The organism is Leptospira noguchii serovar Panama str. CZ214, from assembly GCF_000306255.2.
In the GTDB taxonomy this organism is placed as follows: domain Bacteria; phylum Spirochaetota; class Leptospiria; order Leptospirales; family Leptospiraceae; genus Leptospira; species Leptospira noguchii.
The window spans coordinates 52,818-70,381 of record NZ_AKWY02000031.1 but is presented as its reverse complement, the minus strand read 5'-3'; the positions used below and the strand labels follow the sequence as shown (position 1 = coordinate 70,381).

The window sequence follows — 17,564 nt, the reverse complement described above, 5'->3', positions numbered from 1 at the left end:
CTTAGGATGTTTCAAAACGTTTTCAAAAAAGTTTTTACGATCTTTTTAACGGTAGGTATATTCTGTTTTCAGAATGTATTTTCCGAAGCGGGTGGACTTAAAGATCGTCCTATTAGTGTTGTATTTGTTTGTAAACCTTCTTCTCAAGCGGATAAACCGCGTTATTATAGATCTACTTCTTTGTTTTTTAAAAGACTTAAAAATAAACGAATTCAAGAAAGTGGGACCGCGTATTTTGTAGGTTACGGAGCTTTTTCTTCCGAAACTCCTACGGAACAATTGAAACTCGCCGGAGAAAACGGATACGATCTATATATTTTTCCAAAAAATGTACAGGAAAATTTTCTAAACGATACCGTTCCTTGGATCGGTTTTGTAGAAGAGAAAAAAGAAATCGAAAAATCTAAAAAAAACTTCAAATCTCAAAAGAAATCAAATCAAAAATCTAAAACCGGAAAGTCGACAAAAAACAAAAAACGTTTTTTGAATGTAACAAAGAAAAATGTTTCTCAAAGTTCTTCTTCAACTCTAAAATCAGATGATTCATTTGCGGATATTTTAAAAACCGAGTCTTCTAAAATTTCCGAAACACAAGATCAATCTAAAAAAGAAAATACTGTTTCTGCACAAGAAGGTGTGTCAAAACCAGAATCTTCAATTTCAAAGGAAACTTCTCAAGAGAATCTTGTTCCTAAAAACGATTTTTCTAAATCGAATAAAAATCCAAAAACAAAATCTTCCAAAAGTTTTAAGAAAAACAAGGGTTCCGGTTCTGTTAAAAAAGATTCAACTTCAATCTACAGTTCTAAGAAAAAAGTAGAATCTTCCATTTCAAAGGAAACTTCTCAAACAACGACTGTAAATGATCCGATTCGATACGACTTTTTTGAATTGAGTTTTGATTCCTTAAAGTTTTGGTTTTCAACAAACGTCAATTTGGCGATTTCTCTGGAATCCAATCCAATTCTATTTTTAATCGGAGAAAAAACTCCTGAAGATTTACTTTCACGAAAAAAGGAAGAAGATACTTGGATTCAATTCTTGGATTTTCCACAGGATTTAAGATTTAAAGATGGGGTTCATTCTATCGGTTGTGTGTCTGCTAAAATTCCAAATGGAATTTCGGTTTTACATTTTTTCTTTCGAGGGGACAGATTGATTCGTCTCAGACAAGAAAGTTTTTCTCTCAATAGCGACGGTTCTGGTAAATCCTGGGAACTGGAATAACGATTTTACTTTTCGCCTGTTCCGGAAAATCTGGATCGCATGAGTCTGAATTGCGGTATTGTAGGTCTTCCCAACGTAGGTAAATCCACTATTTTTAACGCACTTACAAAAGCGGGTGCGCAGATGGAAAACTATCCTTTTTGTACCATCGAACCTAACAAAGGAATTGTAGAAGTTCCGGATTTACGATTGAATCGACTGGCAGAAATTGCAAAACCTCAAAAGATAGTTCCTGCAATCATTGAATTTGTGGATATTGCCGGTCTTGTCAAAGGCGCCAGCCAAGGAGAAGGCCTTGGAAATAAATTTCTTTCCCATATCCGAGAAGTGGATGCGATTTGTCACGTTGTGCGTGCTTTCGAAGATGAAAACGTTACTCACGTTAACGGAAAAGTAAATCCAGTAGAGGACGCCGCCATTGTAAACATGGAGTTAATTTTCGCGGATTTAGACAGCGCGGATAAACAGTTTCAAAGGGTTTCAAAAAATGCCAAAAATGGAAATAAAGAAGCGCAGGAACAAACTTCTGTTCTTGAAAAAATCTTAATACTTTTAAAAGCGGGAAAACCTGCAAGACTCGCCGAATTAAAAGACGAGGAAAAAAAAATCGCCAAATCTTTTCAACTGATTACATTAAAACCAGTTATGTATGTGGCAAACATAGCAGACAAGGACGCCGCCAAAAAAGATACACCTTTATTAAATCAAATCAGACAAATGGCAAAAGAAGAAAACGCAGAGCTTGTAATTCTTTGCGGTCGTTTTGAAGAAGAAATTTCCGGTTTAGATCGAAACGAACAACTCGAATTTCTTAAAGAAATTGGAGAAACAGAAAGTGGTTTAGATCGTATGATCAAAACTGCATATAAACTTCTAGGTTTGATCACTTTTTTTACTGCAGGAGAAGCAGAAGTTAGGGCTTGGACAACTAGTTTCAATAGCACCGGTCCTAAGGCAGCTTCTGTAATCCATTCTGATTTTGAAAAAGGTTTTATTCGGGCCGAAGTGATGAGTTACGAGGATCTGAATAGGGCCGGTACTCAGACAAAAGTAAAAGAAGAGGGAAAACTTAGAATTGAAGGAAAAGAATATATCGTTCAGGATGGGGACGTGATCTATTTTAGAATCAACGCCTGAAGAAATTGTGTTTTGACGTTGTTGAAGATTGTTTTTCTTTTTAAGTTTTTAGAACGATTCTTTTTAAAATAGGATTACAGTGAAATTGAATACGAACTCAATCGATTCTAAACTGATCATAGAACTTAGAAAAAATTTACTTTCTTGGTTTTATAAAAACAAAAGAGAACTACCATTTCGAATTAATAAAAACGCATATAGAATTTGGGTGAGTGAGATTATGCTTCAACAAACTCGAGTCTCTGCTATGCTTCCTATTTATGAAACTTTTTTAAAAAGATTTCCAGATCCAAATTCATTGAGTGAAGCTTCGGAAGAAGAAGTAATGAAATATTGGAAAGGACTTGGGTATTACTCCAGGGCTAAAAATTTAAAAAAAGGAGCTAGCCTTCTTGTCGAAAAATACGAAGGTCGTTTTCCTGAAAATTATGAAGAAGCGCTTTTAATTCCGGGAGTAGGAAGTTATACCGCTTCCGCCGTTTTGTCGATTGCTTATAGAAAACCTCACGCAGTTTTGGACGGAAACGTAAAACGAGTTTTATCTAGATTGTTTTTGATCGAATCTGATCCTAGTTTAACTTCGACTAACCAAACACTTGCGGATTTAGCGCAGGAATTTCTAAATACAGAGTTTCCCGGAGATCATAATGAAGCCGTAATGGAATTAGGAGCTCTCGTTTGTGTTCCGATTCCAAATTGTTTTGCTTGTCCATTACAAAATCATTGTAAAGCAAGAGCCGCAGGGAAAGAAAAAGAAATCCCTATCTCTAAGTCTGTGGAAAATTGGGTAGATCTGGATCTCAATTTTCTTTTTTTGAAATCGGAAGATAAAATTCTTTTGGTGAAATATACAACTCGAAGATTTTTTAAAACGATTTATTCGTTACCGTTTCGATTAGAGGGAAAACATCCTTATAAAGAAGACGAATGGGTAGAGGAATTATTTCAAGATCCCAGAATTGTTTCCAATTCTCTTCAAACAAAACATTCGATCACCAATCACAAGATTCGATTGAAATTCAGCGAGTTAGAAGAGAAAAACGTTTCTAAAATAGAAAAAAATCTAAAACAAAAGAAACACATAGAATTTAAATGGGTACACGAATCGGATCTTAAGGAAGAATTTCCTTCTTCCATTTCCGGTAAACTGATCAAACTTAAAAATAAAAAACAACCGGAACTTAAATTATGAAAATTAGATCTACTTCGGAGTTTGTAAAAGAATTACAAATACAAAATGAGCTTCTAATTATCGAAGAAGAAGTGGACCCAATATTAGAATTAGCTGAAATTCAAAGGAGGGTTGTCGCCAAAAGAGGACCAGCGGTTCTTTTTAAAAATGTAAAAGGTTCTCGTTTTAGCGTAGTAACCAATCTTTACGGTTCCGAAAAAAGAATGAAAATAGCTTTCGGAGAAGATCCGATCCGGTTTGTGCAAAAAATTGCAACTACGATCCAACACATTCTTCCTCCAACGCCAGCAAAAATTTGGGATTTAAGAAATGTCGCCTTTCAAGCCTTGAAGGTGGGCCTCAAAAAGGTCGGTTCGGCTCCTGTTCTTGAAAACACATTAGATTCTTTGCATGAGCTTCCGACGTTGATGTCCTGGCCCAAGGACGGTGGAAGGTTTGTGACTCTTCCTTTGGTATATACCGAAAGTCCTAAAACCGGAAAAGGTAATTTGGGAATGTATAGAATTCAAATTCACGGATCTATGGAAACCGGAATGCATATACAGATTCACCGAGGAGGAGGAAATCATTATTACGAAGCGGAAAAAGAAGATCGTTCTCTTCCTGTACATATCTATACGGGAGGCCCCCCTGCTCTGACCATTGCAGCGATCGCTCCTCTTCCAGAGGAAATCAGTGAATTGATCCTCGCCTCTTTATTGTTAGGTGAAAAATTAAAAATTCAAAAAAAAGGAAATGTTTCTCCGTTACCGATTGTTGCCGATGCAGATTTTCTAATTCAAGGAGTCATTCCTCCAAAAATTCGAAAACCGGAAGGTCCCTTTGGAGACCACTACGGATATTATGCTTTAAAACATGATTATCCGATTGTTCAAGTAAAACGGATTTATTATCGAAAAGACGCAATTTGGCCCGCGACCGTAGTGGGTCGTCCTCCTCAGGAGGATCATTGGATTGCGGAATATTTACAAGATCTTTTGTCTCCTTTGTTTCCGGTTGTGATGCCTGCCGTAAAAGGAGTATGGGCTTATGAAGAATCCGGAGTACATTCTCTTGCAGCCGCCGTTGTAAAGGAAAGATACCAAGGAGAGGCTTTTACGGGAGCTCTTAGAATTTTAGGAGAAGGACAACTTTCTCTTACTAAAGTATTGCTCGTGACTGACCAAGACGTGGACCTAAAGAATTTTAGAGAAACGTTTATTACAGTATTAGAAAGAATGAATCCAATTACGGATCTTCATATTTTTGCAAATATCTCTCAGGATACTCTCGATTATACTGGACCTGTTGTAAATCAAGGAAGTAAATCAATCTTTTTAGGTTCTGGTAAAAAGAAAAACGATCTCAAAACTCAGTTTAAAGGTAAGTTTGGAAATTCTTTATTTAAAAATCCGAAAGTTCCTTATCCAGGAGTTTTAGTAGTATCCGGGCCTAAATACAAATTAAAAGACGGAGTTCCTACTAAACTTTTAAAAGAAAAGGCGATCCAAGATTTTTTGTTCGTGTTTCTAGTTGACGATTCCGAAGACGTTATCCGTTCCGATCACGATTTTATCTGGTCCATTTTTACGCGTTTTGAGCCTGCGGGGGATATTTATGCGAATACGAAATTAATTCGAAATCACCCCGCTTTTTATCCTCCAATAGTGGTGGATTGTAGAATGAAAACCTGGTATCCTCCGTTGACCGAAGCAGACTCTAAAACGATTCAAAGAGTAGATAATAGATTTGGTAGACTGATAGACTCACTTTAGGAAATTTGAATTCTATGGCAAAAAAAAAATGTATTGTTACTGGTGGCGCTGGACTAATCGGCTCCAATCTAGTTCAAGAACTCAATAGATTGGGAATCGATGATATTCTAGTTGTAGACCATTTGGGAACTTCTTCCAAATGGAAAAATTTAGTCGGAAAAAGATATTCCGATTATCTGGAAAAAAAAAGTTTTTTGGATTATACGATTCGGTTTTCTCTATTAAAAGATTATGATATATTGTTTCATTTGGGAGCTTGTTCTTCTACTACAGAGATAGACGCTTCTTATTTAGCGGAAAATAACTTTGAATACACAAAACTTCTTGCCGAAGAATCTTTAAAAAATGGAGTTCGATTTGTATATGCTTCTTCCGCCGCTACCTATGGAGACGGAGCCAACGGATACGACGATAAAGCCCCCATTGATTCGCTCAAACCATTGAATATGTATGGATATTCGAAACACATGTTCGATTTATACGCTCAAAGGCGAGGGTTTTTAAATCGAATTACAGGAATCAAATACTTCAACGTGTTTGGATACGGGGAGGGGCATAAGGGAGACATGAGAAGTGTGGTTCTTAAAGGATACGAACAGATCAAAAAAGAAGGTAAAATCCGTCTTTTTAAATCGTATAAACCGGAATATAAGAACGGAGAACAAAAAAGAGATTTTTTATATGCTAAAGATGCAGCAAAAATTACCGCCTATTTGGCATTTGGTGATCATAATGGAATTTACAATTTAGGAAGAGGAATTGCAGAAACTTGGAACGATCTAGTATTCGCAATTTTTGATACTTTAAAACTTGCTATCAATATAGAATATATTGAAATGCCCGAAACTCTTAAATCGAAATACCAATATTATACTTGTGCAGATACCACAAAACTTTTGAAAACCGGTTATTCAGAAGGTTTTACTCAATTGAAAGAGGCAGTCAGGGAATATGTAACCCTCCTCGATCAAGAAGAGGGTACATAATTAATTTTTAAAGTAGTCGTTTAAAGATTAACCGTAGATTTTAACAATCGTACGAATTAGATCCTTATACTTCCCGTCTTTTAGGTAATAGAAAACTTGGTTGGATTCTTTTCTGCTAGATAGAATTCCATTGATTTTCATTTTACTGAGATGTTGAGAAGCCGCTGACTGGCTGATTCCCAGTAAATCCACAAGTTCGCCTACACTGTGTTCTTTTTGAGACAAGAAGAAAAGAATCTGCAAACGATCAGGGTGAGCGATCCCCTTGATTCCACGAATTGCTGATTCTAACTGGTTTTTCTTTAATGCTGATTTTTCTTTAGACATTGTTTTTACTCTTATTTATATTTCTAAAAGAAGATGCTTTCTCTTTTTAGACCAAAATACTAAATTAAGTTTATTCAATTTTAGTAAACTACTAAATCTCAATTCAGTAAATTATGGACTATTTTATTACAATTTTATCTTAATGTAAAGTTCTTTTCTTAAAAAAATGATTTCCGATTAAATTTTTACTCCACCTGATATTTCTAATATAACACCTGACACTAAATCGTTGCTAACAATGAAGTCTGCAGAGAGGGCAATTTCATAAGGTTCTCCTAATCTACCAATTGGTATAAGAGCTTCCCATTTTTTTAACGCTTCGGGGTTCATATCTTTCATTACCATTTCTGTTTTTATAAATCCAGGTGCTATCCCTGCCACACGAATGCCGTATCTACTTAACTCTTTTGCCCATAGTTTTGTCATTGAGGCAACTCCTGCCTTTGCAGCCGAGTAATTTGTCTGACCTGGGTTTCCGTGCATCGCTACGGATGCAATCGGAATGATCACACCTTTACTTTTACTTTCTATCATTTGGATTGCGGCTTCTCTTCCGGTCAAAAATACTCCGGTGAGATTGACGTCTATGACTGATTGCCAGTTTGATAGAGACATTTTAGAAATCACTTTACCAGTTTCTTTGTCTGTTTTTATTAGTAACCCGTCTCTTAAAATTCCGGCATTCAATATGGCTACGTCTAAACTTCCAAATTGTTTTACTGCAGACTGCATAAGCTTTTCTGCATCTTCTTCTTTGGATACGTCAGCTTTGAAAGAAAATACTTCGGCTCCTAAAGTTTTAATATCTTTTTCAGCTTCTTTCAGTTTTTCTTCAGATATGTCCGAAAGAACGATTTTTGCCCCTTTTTTGGCGAAATGCTCGGCCATTGCCTTTCCAAGACCGCTGGCGGAACCGGTAATGAGCACTGTTTTACCTTTAATATCCAAGATTATTTTCCTTTAATTCTTTACTTCTAATACTGATATAATTTTCAGAAAACGGAATTTCTACCCTCGAGACCGTTTCATGTTCCCGAGTCATAATTCGAAAGAGTTGAGGATCTATATTCTCACTTTTTAATAAAATCATAATGAGCGCGATTCCTAAACCTGCTCCTTCGGTATTGTCCATGTTATCCATATAAAATTCAGCAATGTCGTTGTATGACATTGCCTTTTTCATTTTTTCCCGCATTCTTTCTTCTTCTTCTTGTATTACAGGAGTATTGTTCGTTACTTCTACTATCAGTCCTTCGTTTGTATACGTAATATTTAGTTTTACTGAAATTCCACGGGCAAGACATCTTTTGCCATATTCATCCACCATTTTTTCAGAGAACTTAGCTTTAAAGGCGGTAATTCCTTTTTCATAATGTTCTGGATTTCGAATATCTAAACCTTCATCTTCGAAAAATACCCTTTTTTGGTTAGCTTTGACTCCGTTGATGGACATCTCTTTTGTAATCGTATATAACATTTCTATATAGCGGGTTTGGCCTACTTTGGTTAAGATTTCCGTAATGACTTTGAGTACATAATGTTCCAGTTTGGAATTCATTCGAGAGGATTGTAGCGTAATTTGAGAACGAGTTTGAATGAGTTCGGTTAGTTTTTGATCTAAGTCTTGAAAACTTTTTGCCATATTTCTTAAAATCCCCGTAATATAAATAAGCCAGACACTACAAAATTTCCCTGTCAGTTTCGATTATAAAGAGATGGAATCAATCAAATTCCAGAATTAAGATATTCTAAAAATCGGATAAATCTTCTAATCTAAAACACGAAATTCAAAATTCTATTCTTTAAAAAACTTAAGGTCATCGGATTTGATAACCTATCGTCAGTCGATTTTTTTCAAAGTTTCAGAAAAGTTTGTATTCTGAATTCTTCATATTTTCTTTTAAAGATTTATCGGATTGAATCTTATAAGAAGGGAATCTTTTTTCTTTTGAGAATTCTAATTTTTGAATCAGTAAGTTTTTAAGATATATTCCCCAAAAAGAAATCGGAGTTTATCATAATAAGTTCTAACGGAATTAAACGATTACAGATTTTATATAAAATCGTAAGAATGATTTTATTAAAAAAATTTAAAAAAGGATTCGTTCTAAGATTTATTTGAATAGGACTTTGTGACTAATCTTTTGATTTCTAAAGAGTAAAGATATAACGTTCATTTTATTTTTTATAAAAAATAAACTTACTCAAAAAATCATATTTTGAGTTTTGAAAACAAAAGAGTGAGTGCAGGTTTCAAGATAAAACTTAAGGATTTTCAAGGGTGAGTGAGAATGGATTATCCCAAAAGAGATACAAAAATTTTTTTCTAATAAAAAAAGATTGCAATCATTTGTATAGCAATTAAATAAAGGGTATAATTTGTTTAGTATTTTGAGGTAAGTATGTTAAAGACCCTGAATATAAGAGATTTTGCTCTGATTGAAGAAGCTTGTGTAGATTTTCAAAAAGGAATGACCGTAATTACCGGAGAGACTGGAGCTGGCAAATCTCTCATTTTGGACGCCATTTCTTCTTTGTTAGGCGGAAAAAGCAGCCCTATGGAAATCCGAACGAACGCTCCTCGATATGTCTTAGAAGGTGTGTTCGACCTTTCCAAAAATCCAGCCGCGATGGAATGGCTCAAAGAAAAAGGTTTTCCTTTTGAATCCAAAGAACTCACCTTACACCGAGAGTGTGGGCGGGACGGAAAATCTAGAATTTTAATCAATCAGTCTTTAGCTTCTTCCACCACGCTTCGGGGATTAGGGGAATTACTCGCCGAAGTGCATAATCAAAACGATCAGATTCTACTTTTGGATAGAGGAGAACAGTTAGACATTATTGATTTGCATGCAGGTCTTGTTCCTTTGAGAAATGAAGTGAAGGAATGTTTTCTTACCTATCGAAGTTTGAAAAAACGTCTAGAAGAATTACGTAAGAGTGAGGAAGAAAAATCCAAACGAATTGAATTTCTTACCTTTCAAATTCGGGAAATTAAAGAGGTGGATCTAAAAGAAGGGGAAGAAGAAGGACTCACCCAAGAAGAACATCTTCTTGCACACGGAGAATTGCTGGCGGAGAATTATGAAATTTTATCTTCTTATTTGGCGGATAACGAATCGGCCATTTTACCTTTGTTCCCAAAACTTCTGAGTGCGGCGGAAAAAATTAAATCCATTCAACCCGATTTTTCGAAAACTTTGGATTCTTTACAGGAAATTTATATACAACTCAAAGAAATCAATTCTTCCATTTTAGATGAAAAGGAAGAAATTTTCTTTTCTCCGGACAGACTTCAGTTTGTTCAATCTAGGTTGGATCTGATTTCTAAAATGAAAAAAAAATACGGCTCCGATTTGGGAGAGATTCTGGACTGCAAAAATAAAGCAGAACAGGAGTTAGAAGCGATGGAAAAAAATTCCAAAAATAAGGAATCTATGGAAGTAGAAATAGAAAAGGTCGCCTCTAGACTTGCTTCTCTATCAATTCAACTTTCCAAATCGCGAAGGGAATCTCTGATTCGTTTTGAATCCTCTCTGAAATTAGAATTGGAACAACTTGGAATGTCTGGGGCTGCGGTTCAAGTTGTATTACGTTGGGAGCCTAATCCAGAAGGAGAGGTTTCCGCTTCCGGTAAAAGTTATATCGTAAACGAGTCTGGGCTTGATCAGCTTGAATTTTATTTTAGTCCCAATCCAGGAGAAAAACCTAGACCACTTCGTAAAATTGCTTCGGGTGGAGAAGTTTCTAGAGTCATGTTGGCGATCCGTTCCATTTTGGGCAGACAATCTAATTTACGAGTTTTGATTTTTGATGAAATTGATTCTGGCTTAGGTGGAGAGATTGCTATGGATGTGGCTCGCAAACTGAAGAATCTAGCGGAAAATCATCAATTGATTTTGATCACTCATTTACAGCAGATCGCTTCGGCTGCCAACGATCATTTAAAAATTACTAAATCAGTGGAAGGAGGACGTACATTTTCTAAAGCGGAATTTCTAAGTTTAGAGGAACGAACTTTGGAACTTGCTAGAATGATTTCGGGTCAGAGAGTATCGAAAGGCGCTCTTGAACATGCAAAAGAACTGCTCAAAAAACAGGCGGTTTAGTTGCAGATTTCCCGATTTAGAATCTCTGTAAAAAGGAGGTATGCGGATTAGAAAACTGTTTGGCAGCTACAAGAGAGTTTTAAACTCTACTTATAGGAGAATTTTACTCAAATGTTTTTAGCTAAATCTGATTCTCTAATTTCCGCAATTCCTCCGGAATCTGTACCGATTGTTATCGTTTTAGTTTCCATCATCGGTTTTACAATTATCATAGAAAGACTGATTTATTTTTCCAAATGGAAACCGATTTCTCAAGAAGATTGGCGTTCTTTGAAAGAATTGTTTCGCCAAAGAAATTGGAATACCGCAATCGATTTTCTAAAAGGAATGAAAAGCGGTCCTTCTGTTTTAGTCCTCCAAGCAGGTATTGAATCTTCCCTTAAAAATTTAGAAGCAGCTGAAGAAGAAATGCTTTCAGCTGGTTTTGCACAGATCTTAAAAATGGAAAGATTTCTTTCCGGACTAGGTACGATTGCAACTATTTCTCCTCTTTTGGGAGTTTTGGGAACTGTACTTGGAATTATTCGTTCTTTTGAAGAAGGTTCTGGAACTAGAGGGGCAGAAGTTGGAATTAGTGAAGCGCTGATTACTACTGCAATGGGACTTGCAATTGCGATTCCTGCTTACGTAGCTTATAATTATTTTCAAAAGAAAAAAGAAGACACGATTGCTGAAATGGAAAATCTTTCCGGTCAGGCTCTCAAATATATGAAATAAATATGAAATTTAGAAAATTTCGATCTTCTGCAAATAGAACTGGCCAAATTGAATTGGCTCCTTTGATCGATGTAATTTCATTTATCGTCATTTATTTTTTGATGAATGCGACTTTGGAAAAATCAACCGTAATGAAAATTGAACTTCCTAGGTCTTCTTCCACTGCGCAGGAAAAGAAAAAAGACGAACTTGTAATTACTGTAAATAAAGATGGAAAAGTTTTTTTGGATAAGGATACAGAACCGGTTCCTGTGGAAAAGCTAACCGAAAAAATCAATGTTTTCCTAGGCCCTTTGGAAAAGAGAGAACCAGGGAAGAATCGAGTGATCATCCGAGGGGATGGAACTGCAAGTTATCAAACCGTGATCAAAGTAATTGATAAGGTAAATGAAGCAGGAGTAAGCAAATTTAACCTGGCTATGGTAAGACAAACTGGTTCCGGAGAAAAATAAATTCTGGTTTGAGCGGTTTTGATTCATTGCAAATATCCGGGTGGTTTTAGTTTTACGTTGAAGCGAAGAATATTCTCCCCAATTTTAAAAGGAACTTTATTTGCGGTCCTTGTAGGACTTCTATTCTATTCAGGCGAACTAACTCAGATCCTTTCTAAACGAAATGACTTTTTAGGAAAGACAATCAAAGAAGTTAAATTCAAAGGAAATAAAAATACTCCCGACGCGGATCTCGAATCTATGATCGAGATAAAAGTTGGTAAAATACTTACAAAAAGAATTCTAGATAGAGATTTAAAAAATCTTTTTAATTCTGGTTTTTTTTATTTCGTAGATATTCAAGCGGAAGATTTCCAAGACGGCATTCGAATCATATTTGATCTTAAAGAAAGACCTAGAGTTAGAGAAATTGAATTTGTAGGAGCAGATGAAGTTTTTCCTGCGGACCTAAGAGATAAACTTCCTCTCAAAGACAATGAAGTGATCACACCTCAAAAGATCACTAAGTCTAGAGATTTAATTCTTCAAAAATACAGAGACGAGGGATTTTTCCTGGCTTATGTAAAAGTGGAATTGGGTAAACCAGATCCTAAAACAAATCTGGTTCGAGTTCGCTTTATCATAGATGAAGGAGAAGAGATTCCAGTTTCTAAGATCAACGTTTACGGAAACGAATCTATTGAAACGTCCGAAATCCTTTCTATTATGGAGATGAAAGAGGAAGGGGTTTTTGAAGGTGGAAACTTTAAAGAATCTTCCTTTGAAAAAGATAAGGATATGATTGTCGCTTATCTTAAAAGTAAAGGTTATTTGGATGCTGAATTGATCCGAGAGGGAACCAATTGGGAGATTCACTGGGAAAACCCAGAAAAAAAAGATAGAAGAGTTATTATCGTAAACATTAAAATTTCCGAAGGCCAGGTTTATTTTTTCAACGGCTATAATTTAAACCATGACATGTCTTTAGATGGAGAAGGCAGACCTCTCTTTTTAAACAAAGAAAAAAATCCTCCCGAAACCACAAAAGAAGAATTAAAACCTCTATTTACTCCTAAAGAGATCGAAAAAAGTTTAGATTACAATGATGCGGACGTAGGAGTGATTTTTGACGAAACTCGTTTTATGCGAGATCGTGGAACGATGAACGAACTTTACAGTTCGAGAGGTTATCTTTTTGCTCAGGTAATTCCGCGTAGAAAAATAGTATCTTTAGATCGTGAAAATTTAGAATATTATGAAAATTGTTATAGCCGTAAATCCGAAGAAGAAAGAAGAATTTGTGAAAACGAATATTCTCAACTTCATATCAAACGTCTGAGACAACTTTACAATACCAAACCTGAGTTACACGGTAAGAAATTTGTTCACGTAGATTTTAATATACGAGAAAACAATCTCGCCTATGTGGAAAACGTAGTCATCAAAGGTAATAAAAAAACCCAAGATCGTGTGATCCGAAGAGAACTTCTATTTAAACAGGGAGATTTGTTTAATTCCATCTTAGTCAATCGTTCCCGAGAAAGAATTTTTAACCTAGGTTATTTTAAAGAAGTAAACTTTAACATGAGACCAGGTTCCGATCAGACTAAAATGAATCTGATTATAGAAGTTGTGGAACAACCGACAGGAACCGTTTCTATGGGAGGTGGTTACGGTACGATCACTGGATTTTCTATCTTTACGGAAGTAGGTGAAAACAATTTAAACGGAACTGGTCAAAAAATTTCAGGTCGTTTAGAGTTCGGTCCTTTTAGAAGACTATTTCAGATTACTTGGACGGAACCTTGGCTTTACAATAAACCTTGGTCTCTTTCACTTTCTCTTTTTTATTCTTCTAGAATTTACAACGTAGGAGCAGTTTCAATTACCGAAAACAATAATCAACAATCTATCAAAGAGCAAGCTATCTATTCCAGAGACGGGGTAGGTTTTACGGTAGGAATTGGTCATAGGATTTTTATCAATTGGACTCATTTTCATAGATATTCCCCTAGTATTTATGCTTCTACAAATCCTTCTTCTCTTGTATCGGATCAGGTTCTTGCTGAGGTTCGTAGAGGATGGCAGTTCCGTTCTCAAATTTCAAATGGAATTGCGTATGATATTAGAGATAACGTATTTAATCCTACACAGGGTTACGATTTACTCTTTCAAATAGATAACGTGGGTCAGGCACTCGGTGGACAGTCTCACTTCGATCAGTATCGAGTTCTTGCGGAATATTACCACACTTGGTTCGACTATAGTCTTTTTGGACTTTTTAGAAACAATGCTCTCAGACGTTGGAGAGTCGTTCAGGAATTTAGAAGTTCTTCTCTTTTTACGTATCAAAGGGTTCCGTATTATGGAAAACAAGATCCAATTCAAAAACCTTATATTCAGTTACAAGATTTACAATTCTTAGGTGGATATGAATCTCTACGCGGATGGTTTTATAATGATGCAAAATATCCTACCGAATGGAGAGACGGTGCCGCAACCAGAATGATGTTCGGTTCGGAACTTCGCTTTCCGATTGAACCCACCTTACTTTGGTTAGTCGCTTTTTTTGATGCGGGCGCTTTGTACGAAGAAGTAAACCGTGCCACTGGAGTAAGAAAGGATCTTTTTGAAACTTATGACCAAAGAGTCAGAGAAGCTCAAATGAAAGATCCTGTGGGCTATTACCTTGCTAATAATTATAATTTAACCGCTCTTAGAAAAGCGGATTATACTTTTGAAGAACTGAACAACCCAGCTAACCTAGTACTTTCCGGAAATAATATTGCCTTGGATAGATTTCGATTTTCTTGGGGAATCGGACTTAGAATTCAAATCCCGGTTCTTCCACTTAGAATTTATTTTGCTCAGAAGTTAAAGTATACTGGGGTTGCAGATCATCCTTTTACTAAATTTGAATCTGATAATGCATTTCAGTTTGTGTTTGGAATTGGGGACTATAGGTTTTAGTCTGTGGACTCTTCATTTTTATCAGATTTAAACGAAGAACAAAAAAAAGCTGTCTTACAAGTAAACGGTCCGGTTTTGATTTTGGCGGGCGCAGGTTCCGGTAAAACGAGGGTAATTACTCATAGAATTGCAAATCTTTTAATCAACCATTGTATCGATCGTATCTGTGCAGTGACCTTTACCAATAAGGCAGCAGCGGAGATGGTAGAAAGAGTAAAAAAATTAGTTCCTTTTTTACCTGCAAACGTTCAGATCAAAACTTTCCATTCTCTTTGTTTGTATATTCTGAGAAGAGAAGCTTCCTTTTTCGGATTTGATAACGGTTTTACAATTTATGATACTACTCTTCAAGAATCACTTTTAAAACAAGTGATTAAGGATCTTTCTTTGGATCCTAAATTTTACAAACCCTCCACACTTGGAAACTATATTAGCGGTTTGAAAGACAAGATGTTGTCTCCTGAAAGTTATTTGGAAAAAGAAGGCCGCAACGATTTTTCTAAGGCCGTATCCGCGATCTATAAAGAATACGAAAAGAGAAAGGACGCAAACTATGCTTTTGATTTCGGAGATCTGATATGGAAAACGGTTCAACTTTTTCAAAAATCTTCGGATGTAATTTCTAAATACCGTCACAAATGGGAATACGTGATGGTGGATGAATATCAAGATACAAATAAGGTTCAATACGAACTTGTTTTACTTCTTGCAGGAGAAAAAGGGAACCTATGTGTCGTTGGAGACGACGATCAATCTATTTATTCTTGGAGAGGGGCTGACATAGGAAACATTCTGAACTTCGAAAAGGATTTTCCAGAATCCGTTGTAGTTAAACTGGAAGAAAACTACCGTTCTACGTCTAATATTATATTAGCGGCTTCTAATGTAATTTCAAATAATAGTCAGAGAAAAGAAAAGGAAATATTTACAAATAACCCGGAAGGCGCTCCGGTAGTGTTAAACGAATTTGAAAACGAATCCGAGGAAGCTCATGGAGTAATTACTAGGATACGCTCTGCGTATTCAGGTGGAACAGAATATAAGAATATTGCAATATTCTATAGAACAAATTCTCAATCTAGATATTTCGAAGAAGCTTTGAGAAATGTGGGGATTCCGTATAAAATTTTCGGAGGTTTTCGATTTTTTGATAGGGCAGAAATCAAAGATTTGATCGCGTATCTAAATGTGGTTTCAAATCCTCTGGATAGCGTTTCTTTGCTTAGAATCATAAATTATCCACCGAGAGGGATTGGAGATTCTGGAATTGAAAAAATTCGAGAATTTTCACTCGAAAAAGGAATTTCCCTTTTGGAAGTTTTGGGTCAAGAAGACATTCCTCTCAAAAAAGCAGCTAAATCTAAAGGTAAGGAACTTTATAGTTTATTCTGCGATTTGATCGAAAAATCAGAAAAAGGTTTGTCTCCTTCCGAAATCGCATTAGAACTTTTGAATCGTTCTGGTCTCATGTCTCATCTTAAGGACGAAGGAACAGAAGAATCCGTAGCTCGTTTAGAAAACCTTCAAGAATTGGTCAACTCGATAGAGGAATACGAAAAGAATTCGGATTCTCCCTCTTTGGAGGAGTATTTAAATCAGATTAGTTTAATTACAAGCGAAGAAGATTCTAAAGAACTTACCGATTATGTAAATCTGATGACGGTGCATAACGCGAAAGGACTTGAATTTGAAATCGTTTTTCTTTCCGGATTGGAAGAGGGCACTTTTCCACATAGTATGAGTTTAGAAGAATCTCATTTTGGGGATGAAGAAGAAAGAAGACTTTTTTACGTCGCCCTTACTCGTGCTCGGGAAGAATTATTCTTAAGTTATTGTAGGACTTCTAGAAAGTTTGGTAAAGTGGAAGATAGAATTCCTTCTCGGTTTTTATCTGAAATTCCAAGGGAATGTTTTGGGAATCGAGGTTATGGAATTCGAGAACGAACTGCTAGAAAACCACAGGGCCCCCCAATGGCTTCTAAAATTAGACAAGTGAAGAAAGAATTTGAACCGAACACACCAGATCCAAATAATCTCTATCTTAAACCGGGAGATCGGGTAAAACACAAACAATTCGGAGTTGGAACGATTTTGACCATTTCCGGTAGGGAAAAAAATACAAAGGTCGCTATCCGTTTTGGAAACGTCGAAAAGAACTTTTTTGTTGCCTACACCCCCCTTGAGAAATTATAAGAAAGTGGAAAGTTTGTCGTTTTAGAATCCGATATTAATAACGAAAAACAGGAAACTCAAGATGAAGAAATCACTCGCAATTTGTCTTTTATTTTTCTTTGCCTTTTTTAGCCTTCAGGCCGGAAAATCGCAAGGTGTTGTAGAGGAATTTAATAAAGTAGAAGAGTACAATAAGAATGTAAAACTTTCGGACGCGACTAAAAAAGCGACCCTCGAAAAGAACCTTCTTTCTGCGGTAAAATATACTCTTCACCACAGGTATTTAGAATATAAAGAAATTACTAAAGATTTGAATGCGGATACCATGCTTTACGAACCACAAAAGGGAACTTACACGGTTTATGTAAAATTTAAAAAGTATCTGTTTTTCTATAGTTTTAAAATGGACCCGGAAATTTATCTCCAGACTCCAGAAAACGAAGTGTTTTATCTTCGTCCCGAAAATTTGGATGATCCTCATAAAGAGAATACTTCGGCACCGGATGGTAAGAGCGGAAAATAATTTTTATTTAGAGTATTCT

At 35.9% G+C, this 17,564-nt stretch carries 14 protein-coding genes; 11 read left to right on the top strand and 3 right to left on the bottom strand.

The window, feature by feature from the left end; genetic code table 11:
• The first annotated feature begins 6 nt into the window (after positions 1–6).
• The 5 genes from LEP1GSC059_RS16175 to rfaD all read left to right on the top strand — a co-directional run bounded on the left by LEP1GSC059_RS16175 (position 7) and on the right by rfaD (position 6,296).
• Positions 7–1,227 carry an LIC11612 family fibronectin-binding protein gene (locus tag LEP1GSC059_RS16175; RefSeq protein ID WP_017213592.1) on the top strand — a complete coding sequence of 407 codons (1,221 nt, stop codon included), beginning with the start codon at positions 7–9 and terminating at the stop codon, positions 1,225–1,227.
• Positions 1,228–1,266: 39 nt separating this feature from the next.
• Complete coding sequence (ychF, locus tag LEP1GSC059_RS16170; RefSeq protein ID WP_002176658.1) at positions 1,267–2,364, top strand: redox-regulated ATPase YchF; 1,098 nt, start codon at positions 1,267–1,269, stop codon at positions 2,362–2,364.
• A 79-nt stretch (positions 2,365–2,443) separates the two neighbouring features.
• Positions 2,444–3,556 (top strand): A/G-specific adenine glycosylase, encoded by a 1,113-nt coding sequence (mutY, locus tag LEP1GSC059_RS16165; RefSeq protein ID WP_036057854.1) that lies wholly within the window; start codon positions 2,444–2,446, stop codon positions 3,554–3,556.
• Entirely contained in the window at positions 3,553–5,310 is a 1,758-nt protein-coding gene (locus tag LEP1GSC059_RS16160; RefSeq protein WP_020981069.1) for a UbiD family decarboxylase, read from the top strand. Before mutY ends, LEP1GSC059_RS16160 begins: the two co-directional genes overlap by 4 nt.
• A gap of 14 nt (positions 5,311–5,324) precedes the next feature.
• Positions 5,325–6,296 (top strand): ADP-glyceromanno-heptose 6-epimerase, encoded by a 972-nt coding sequence (gene rfaD / locus LEP1GSC059_RS16155; RefSeq protein WP_002176597.1) that lies wholly within the window; start codon positions 5,325–5,327, stop codon positions 6,294–6,296.
• Between the two features lie 27 nt (positions 6,297–6,323).
• On the opposite strand, the gene LEP1GSC059_RS16150 is transcribed toward rfaD, so the two are convergent.
• The 3 genes from LEP1GSC059_RS16150 to LEP1GSC059_RS16140 all read right to left on the bottom strand — a co-directional run bounded on the left by LEP1GSC059_RS16150 (position 6,324) and on the right by LEP1GSC059_RS16140 (position 8,265).
• Positions 6,324–6,623: an ArsR/SmtB family transcription factor gene (locus LEP1GSC059_RS16150; protein ID WP_000031888.1), complete on the bottom strand. Its 300-nt coding sequence runs from the start codon at positions 6,621–6,623 to the stop codon at positions 6,324–6,326.
• A gap of 177 nt (positions 6,624–6,800) precedes the next feature.
• Positions 6,801–7,571 (bottom strand): SDR family oxidoreductase, encoded by a 771-nt coding sequence (locus tag LEP1GSC059_RS16145; protein WP_002176520.1) that lies wholly within the window; start codon positions 7,569–7,571, stop codon positions 6,801–6,803.
• Complete coding sequence (locus tag LEP1GSC059_RS16140; protein ID WP_002176754.1) at positions 7,561–8,265, bottom strand: hypothetical protein; 705 nt, start codon at positions 8,263–8,265, stop codon at positions 7,561–7,563. The genes LEP1GSC059_RS16145 and LEP1GSC059_RS16140 overlap by 11 nt, the downstream gene beginning before the upstream one ends.
• A gap of 760 nt (positions 8,266–9,025) precedes the next feature.
• Between LEP1GSC059_RS16140 and recN the strand changes: the two genes are divergently transcribed.
• The 6 genes from recN to LEP1GSC059_RS16110 all read left to right on the top strand — a co-directional run bounded on the left by recN (position 9,026) and on the right by LEP1GSC059_RS16110 (position 17,545).
• A complete protein-coding gene (gene recN, locus LEP1GSC059_RS16135) occupies positions 9,026–10,732 on the top strand; it encodes a DNA repair protein RecN (RefSeq protein WP_017213591.1) in 1,707 nt (568 codons plus the stop codon).
• Positions 10,733–10,843: 111 nt separating this feature from the next.
• Positions 10,844–11,449 (top strand): MotA/TolQ/ExbB proton channel family protein, encoded by a 606-nt coding sequence (locus LEP1GSC059_RS16130; protein ID WP_017213590.1) that lies wholly within the window; start codon positions 10,844–10,846, stop codon positions 11,447–11,449.
• Positions 11,450–11,451: 2 nt separating this feature from the next.
• The gene (locus tag LEP1GSC059_RS16125) at positions 11,452–11,901 is read left to right on the top strand and encodes an ExbD/TolR family protein (protein ID WP_002176695.1); all 450 of its coding nucleotides are present in this window, start codon (positions 11,452–11,454) and stop codon (positions 11,899–11,901) included.
• 57 nt (positions 11,902–11,958) lie between these two features.
• Complete coding sequence (locus tag LEP1GSC059_RS16120; protein WP_475065009.1) at positions 11,959–14,850, top strand: BamA/OMP85 family outer membrane protein; 2,892 nt, start codon at positions 11,959–11,961, stop codon at positions 14,848–14,850.
• 3 nt (positions 14,851–14,853) lie between these two features.
• Positions 14,854–17,043: an ATP-dependent helicase gene (locus LEP1GSC059_RS16115; RefSeq protein ID WP_017213589.1), complete on the top strand. Its 2,190-nt coding sequence runs from the start codon at positions 14,854–14,856 to the stop codon at positions 17,041–17,043.
• A gap of 61 nt (positions 17,044–17,104) precedes the next feature.
• Positions 17,105–17,545, top strand: a complete 441-nt coding sequence (locus LEP1GSC059_RS16110; RefSeq protein WP_017213588.1) for an LIC11625 family surface-exposed protein — start codon at positions 17,105–17,107, stop codon at positions 17,543–17,545.
• Positions 17,546–17,564 lie beyond the last annotated feature (19 nt).

Coding starts and splice junctions, on each gene's coding strand:
- LEP1GSC059_RS16110 (WP_017213588.1), top strand. CDS start 17,105: ATGAAGAAATCACTCGCAATTTGTCTTTTATTTTTCTTTGCCTTTTTT.
- rfaD (WP_002176597.1), top strand. CDS start 5,325: ATGGCAAAAAAAAAATGTATTGTTACTGGTGGCGCTGGACTAATCGGC.
- LEP1GSC059_RS16140 (WP_002176754.1), bottom strand. CDS start 8,265: ATGGCAAAAAGTTTTCAAGACTTAGATCAAAAACTAACCGAACTCATT.
- LEP1GSC059_RS16130 (WP_017213590.1), top strand. CDS start 10,844: ATGTTTTTAGCTAAATCTGATTCTCTAATTTCCGCAATTCCTCCGGAA.
- LEP1GSC059_RS16150 (WP_000031888.1), bottom strand. CDS start 6,623: ATGTCTAAAGAAAAATCAGCATTAAAGAAAAACCAGTTAGAATCAGCA.
- ychF (WP_002176658.1), top strand. CDS start 1,267: ATGAGTCTGAATTGCGGTATTGTAGGTCTTCCCAACGTAGGTAAATCC.
- LEP1GSC059_RS16125 (WP_002176695.1), top strand. CDS start 11,452: ATGAAATTTAGAAAATTTCGATCTTCTGCAAATAGAACTGGCCAAATT.
- LEP1GSC059_RS16175 (WP_017213592.1), top strand. CDS start 7: ATGTTTCAAAACGTTTTCAAAAAAGTTTTTACGATCTTTTTAACGGTA.
- recN (WP_017213591.1), top strand. CDS start 9,026: ATGTTAAAGACCCTGAATATAAGAGATTTTGCTCTGATTGAAGAAGCT.
- LEP1GSC059_RS16160 (WP_020981069.1), top strand. CDS start 3,553: ATGAAAATTAGATCTACTTCGGAGTTTGTAAAAGAATTACAAATACAA.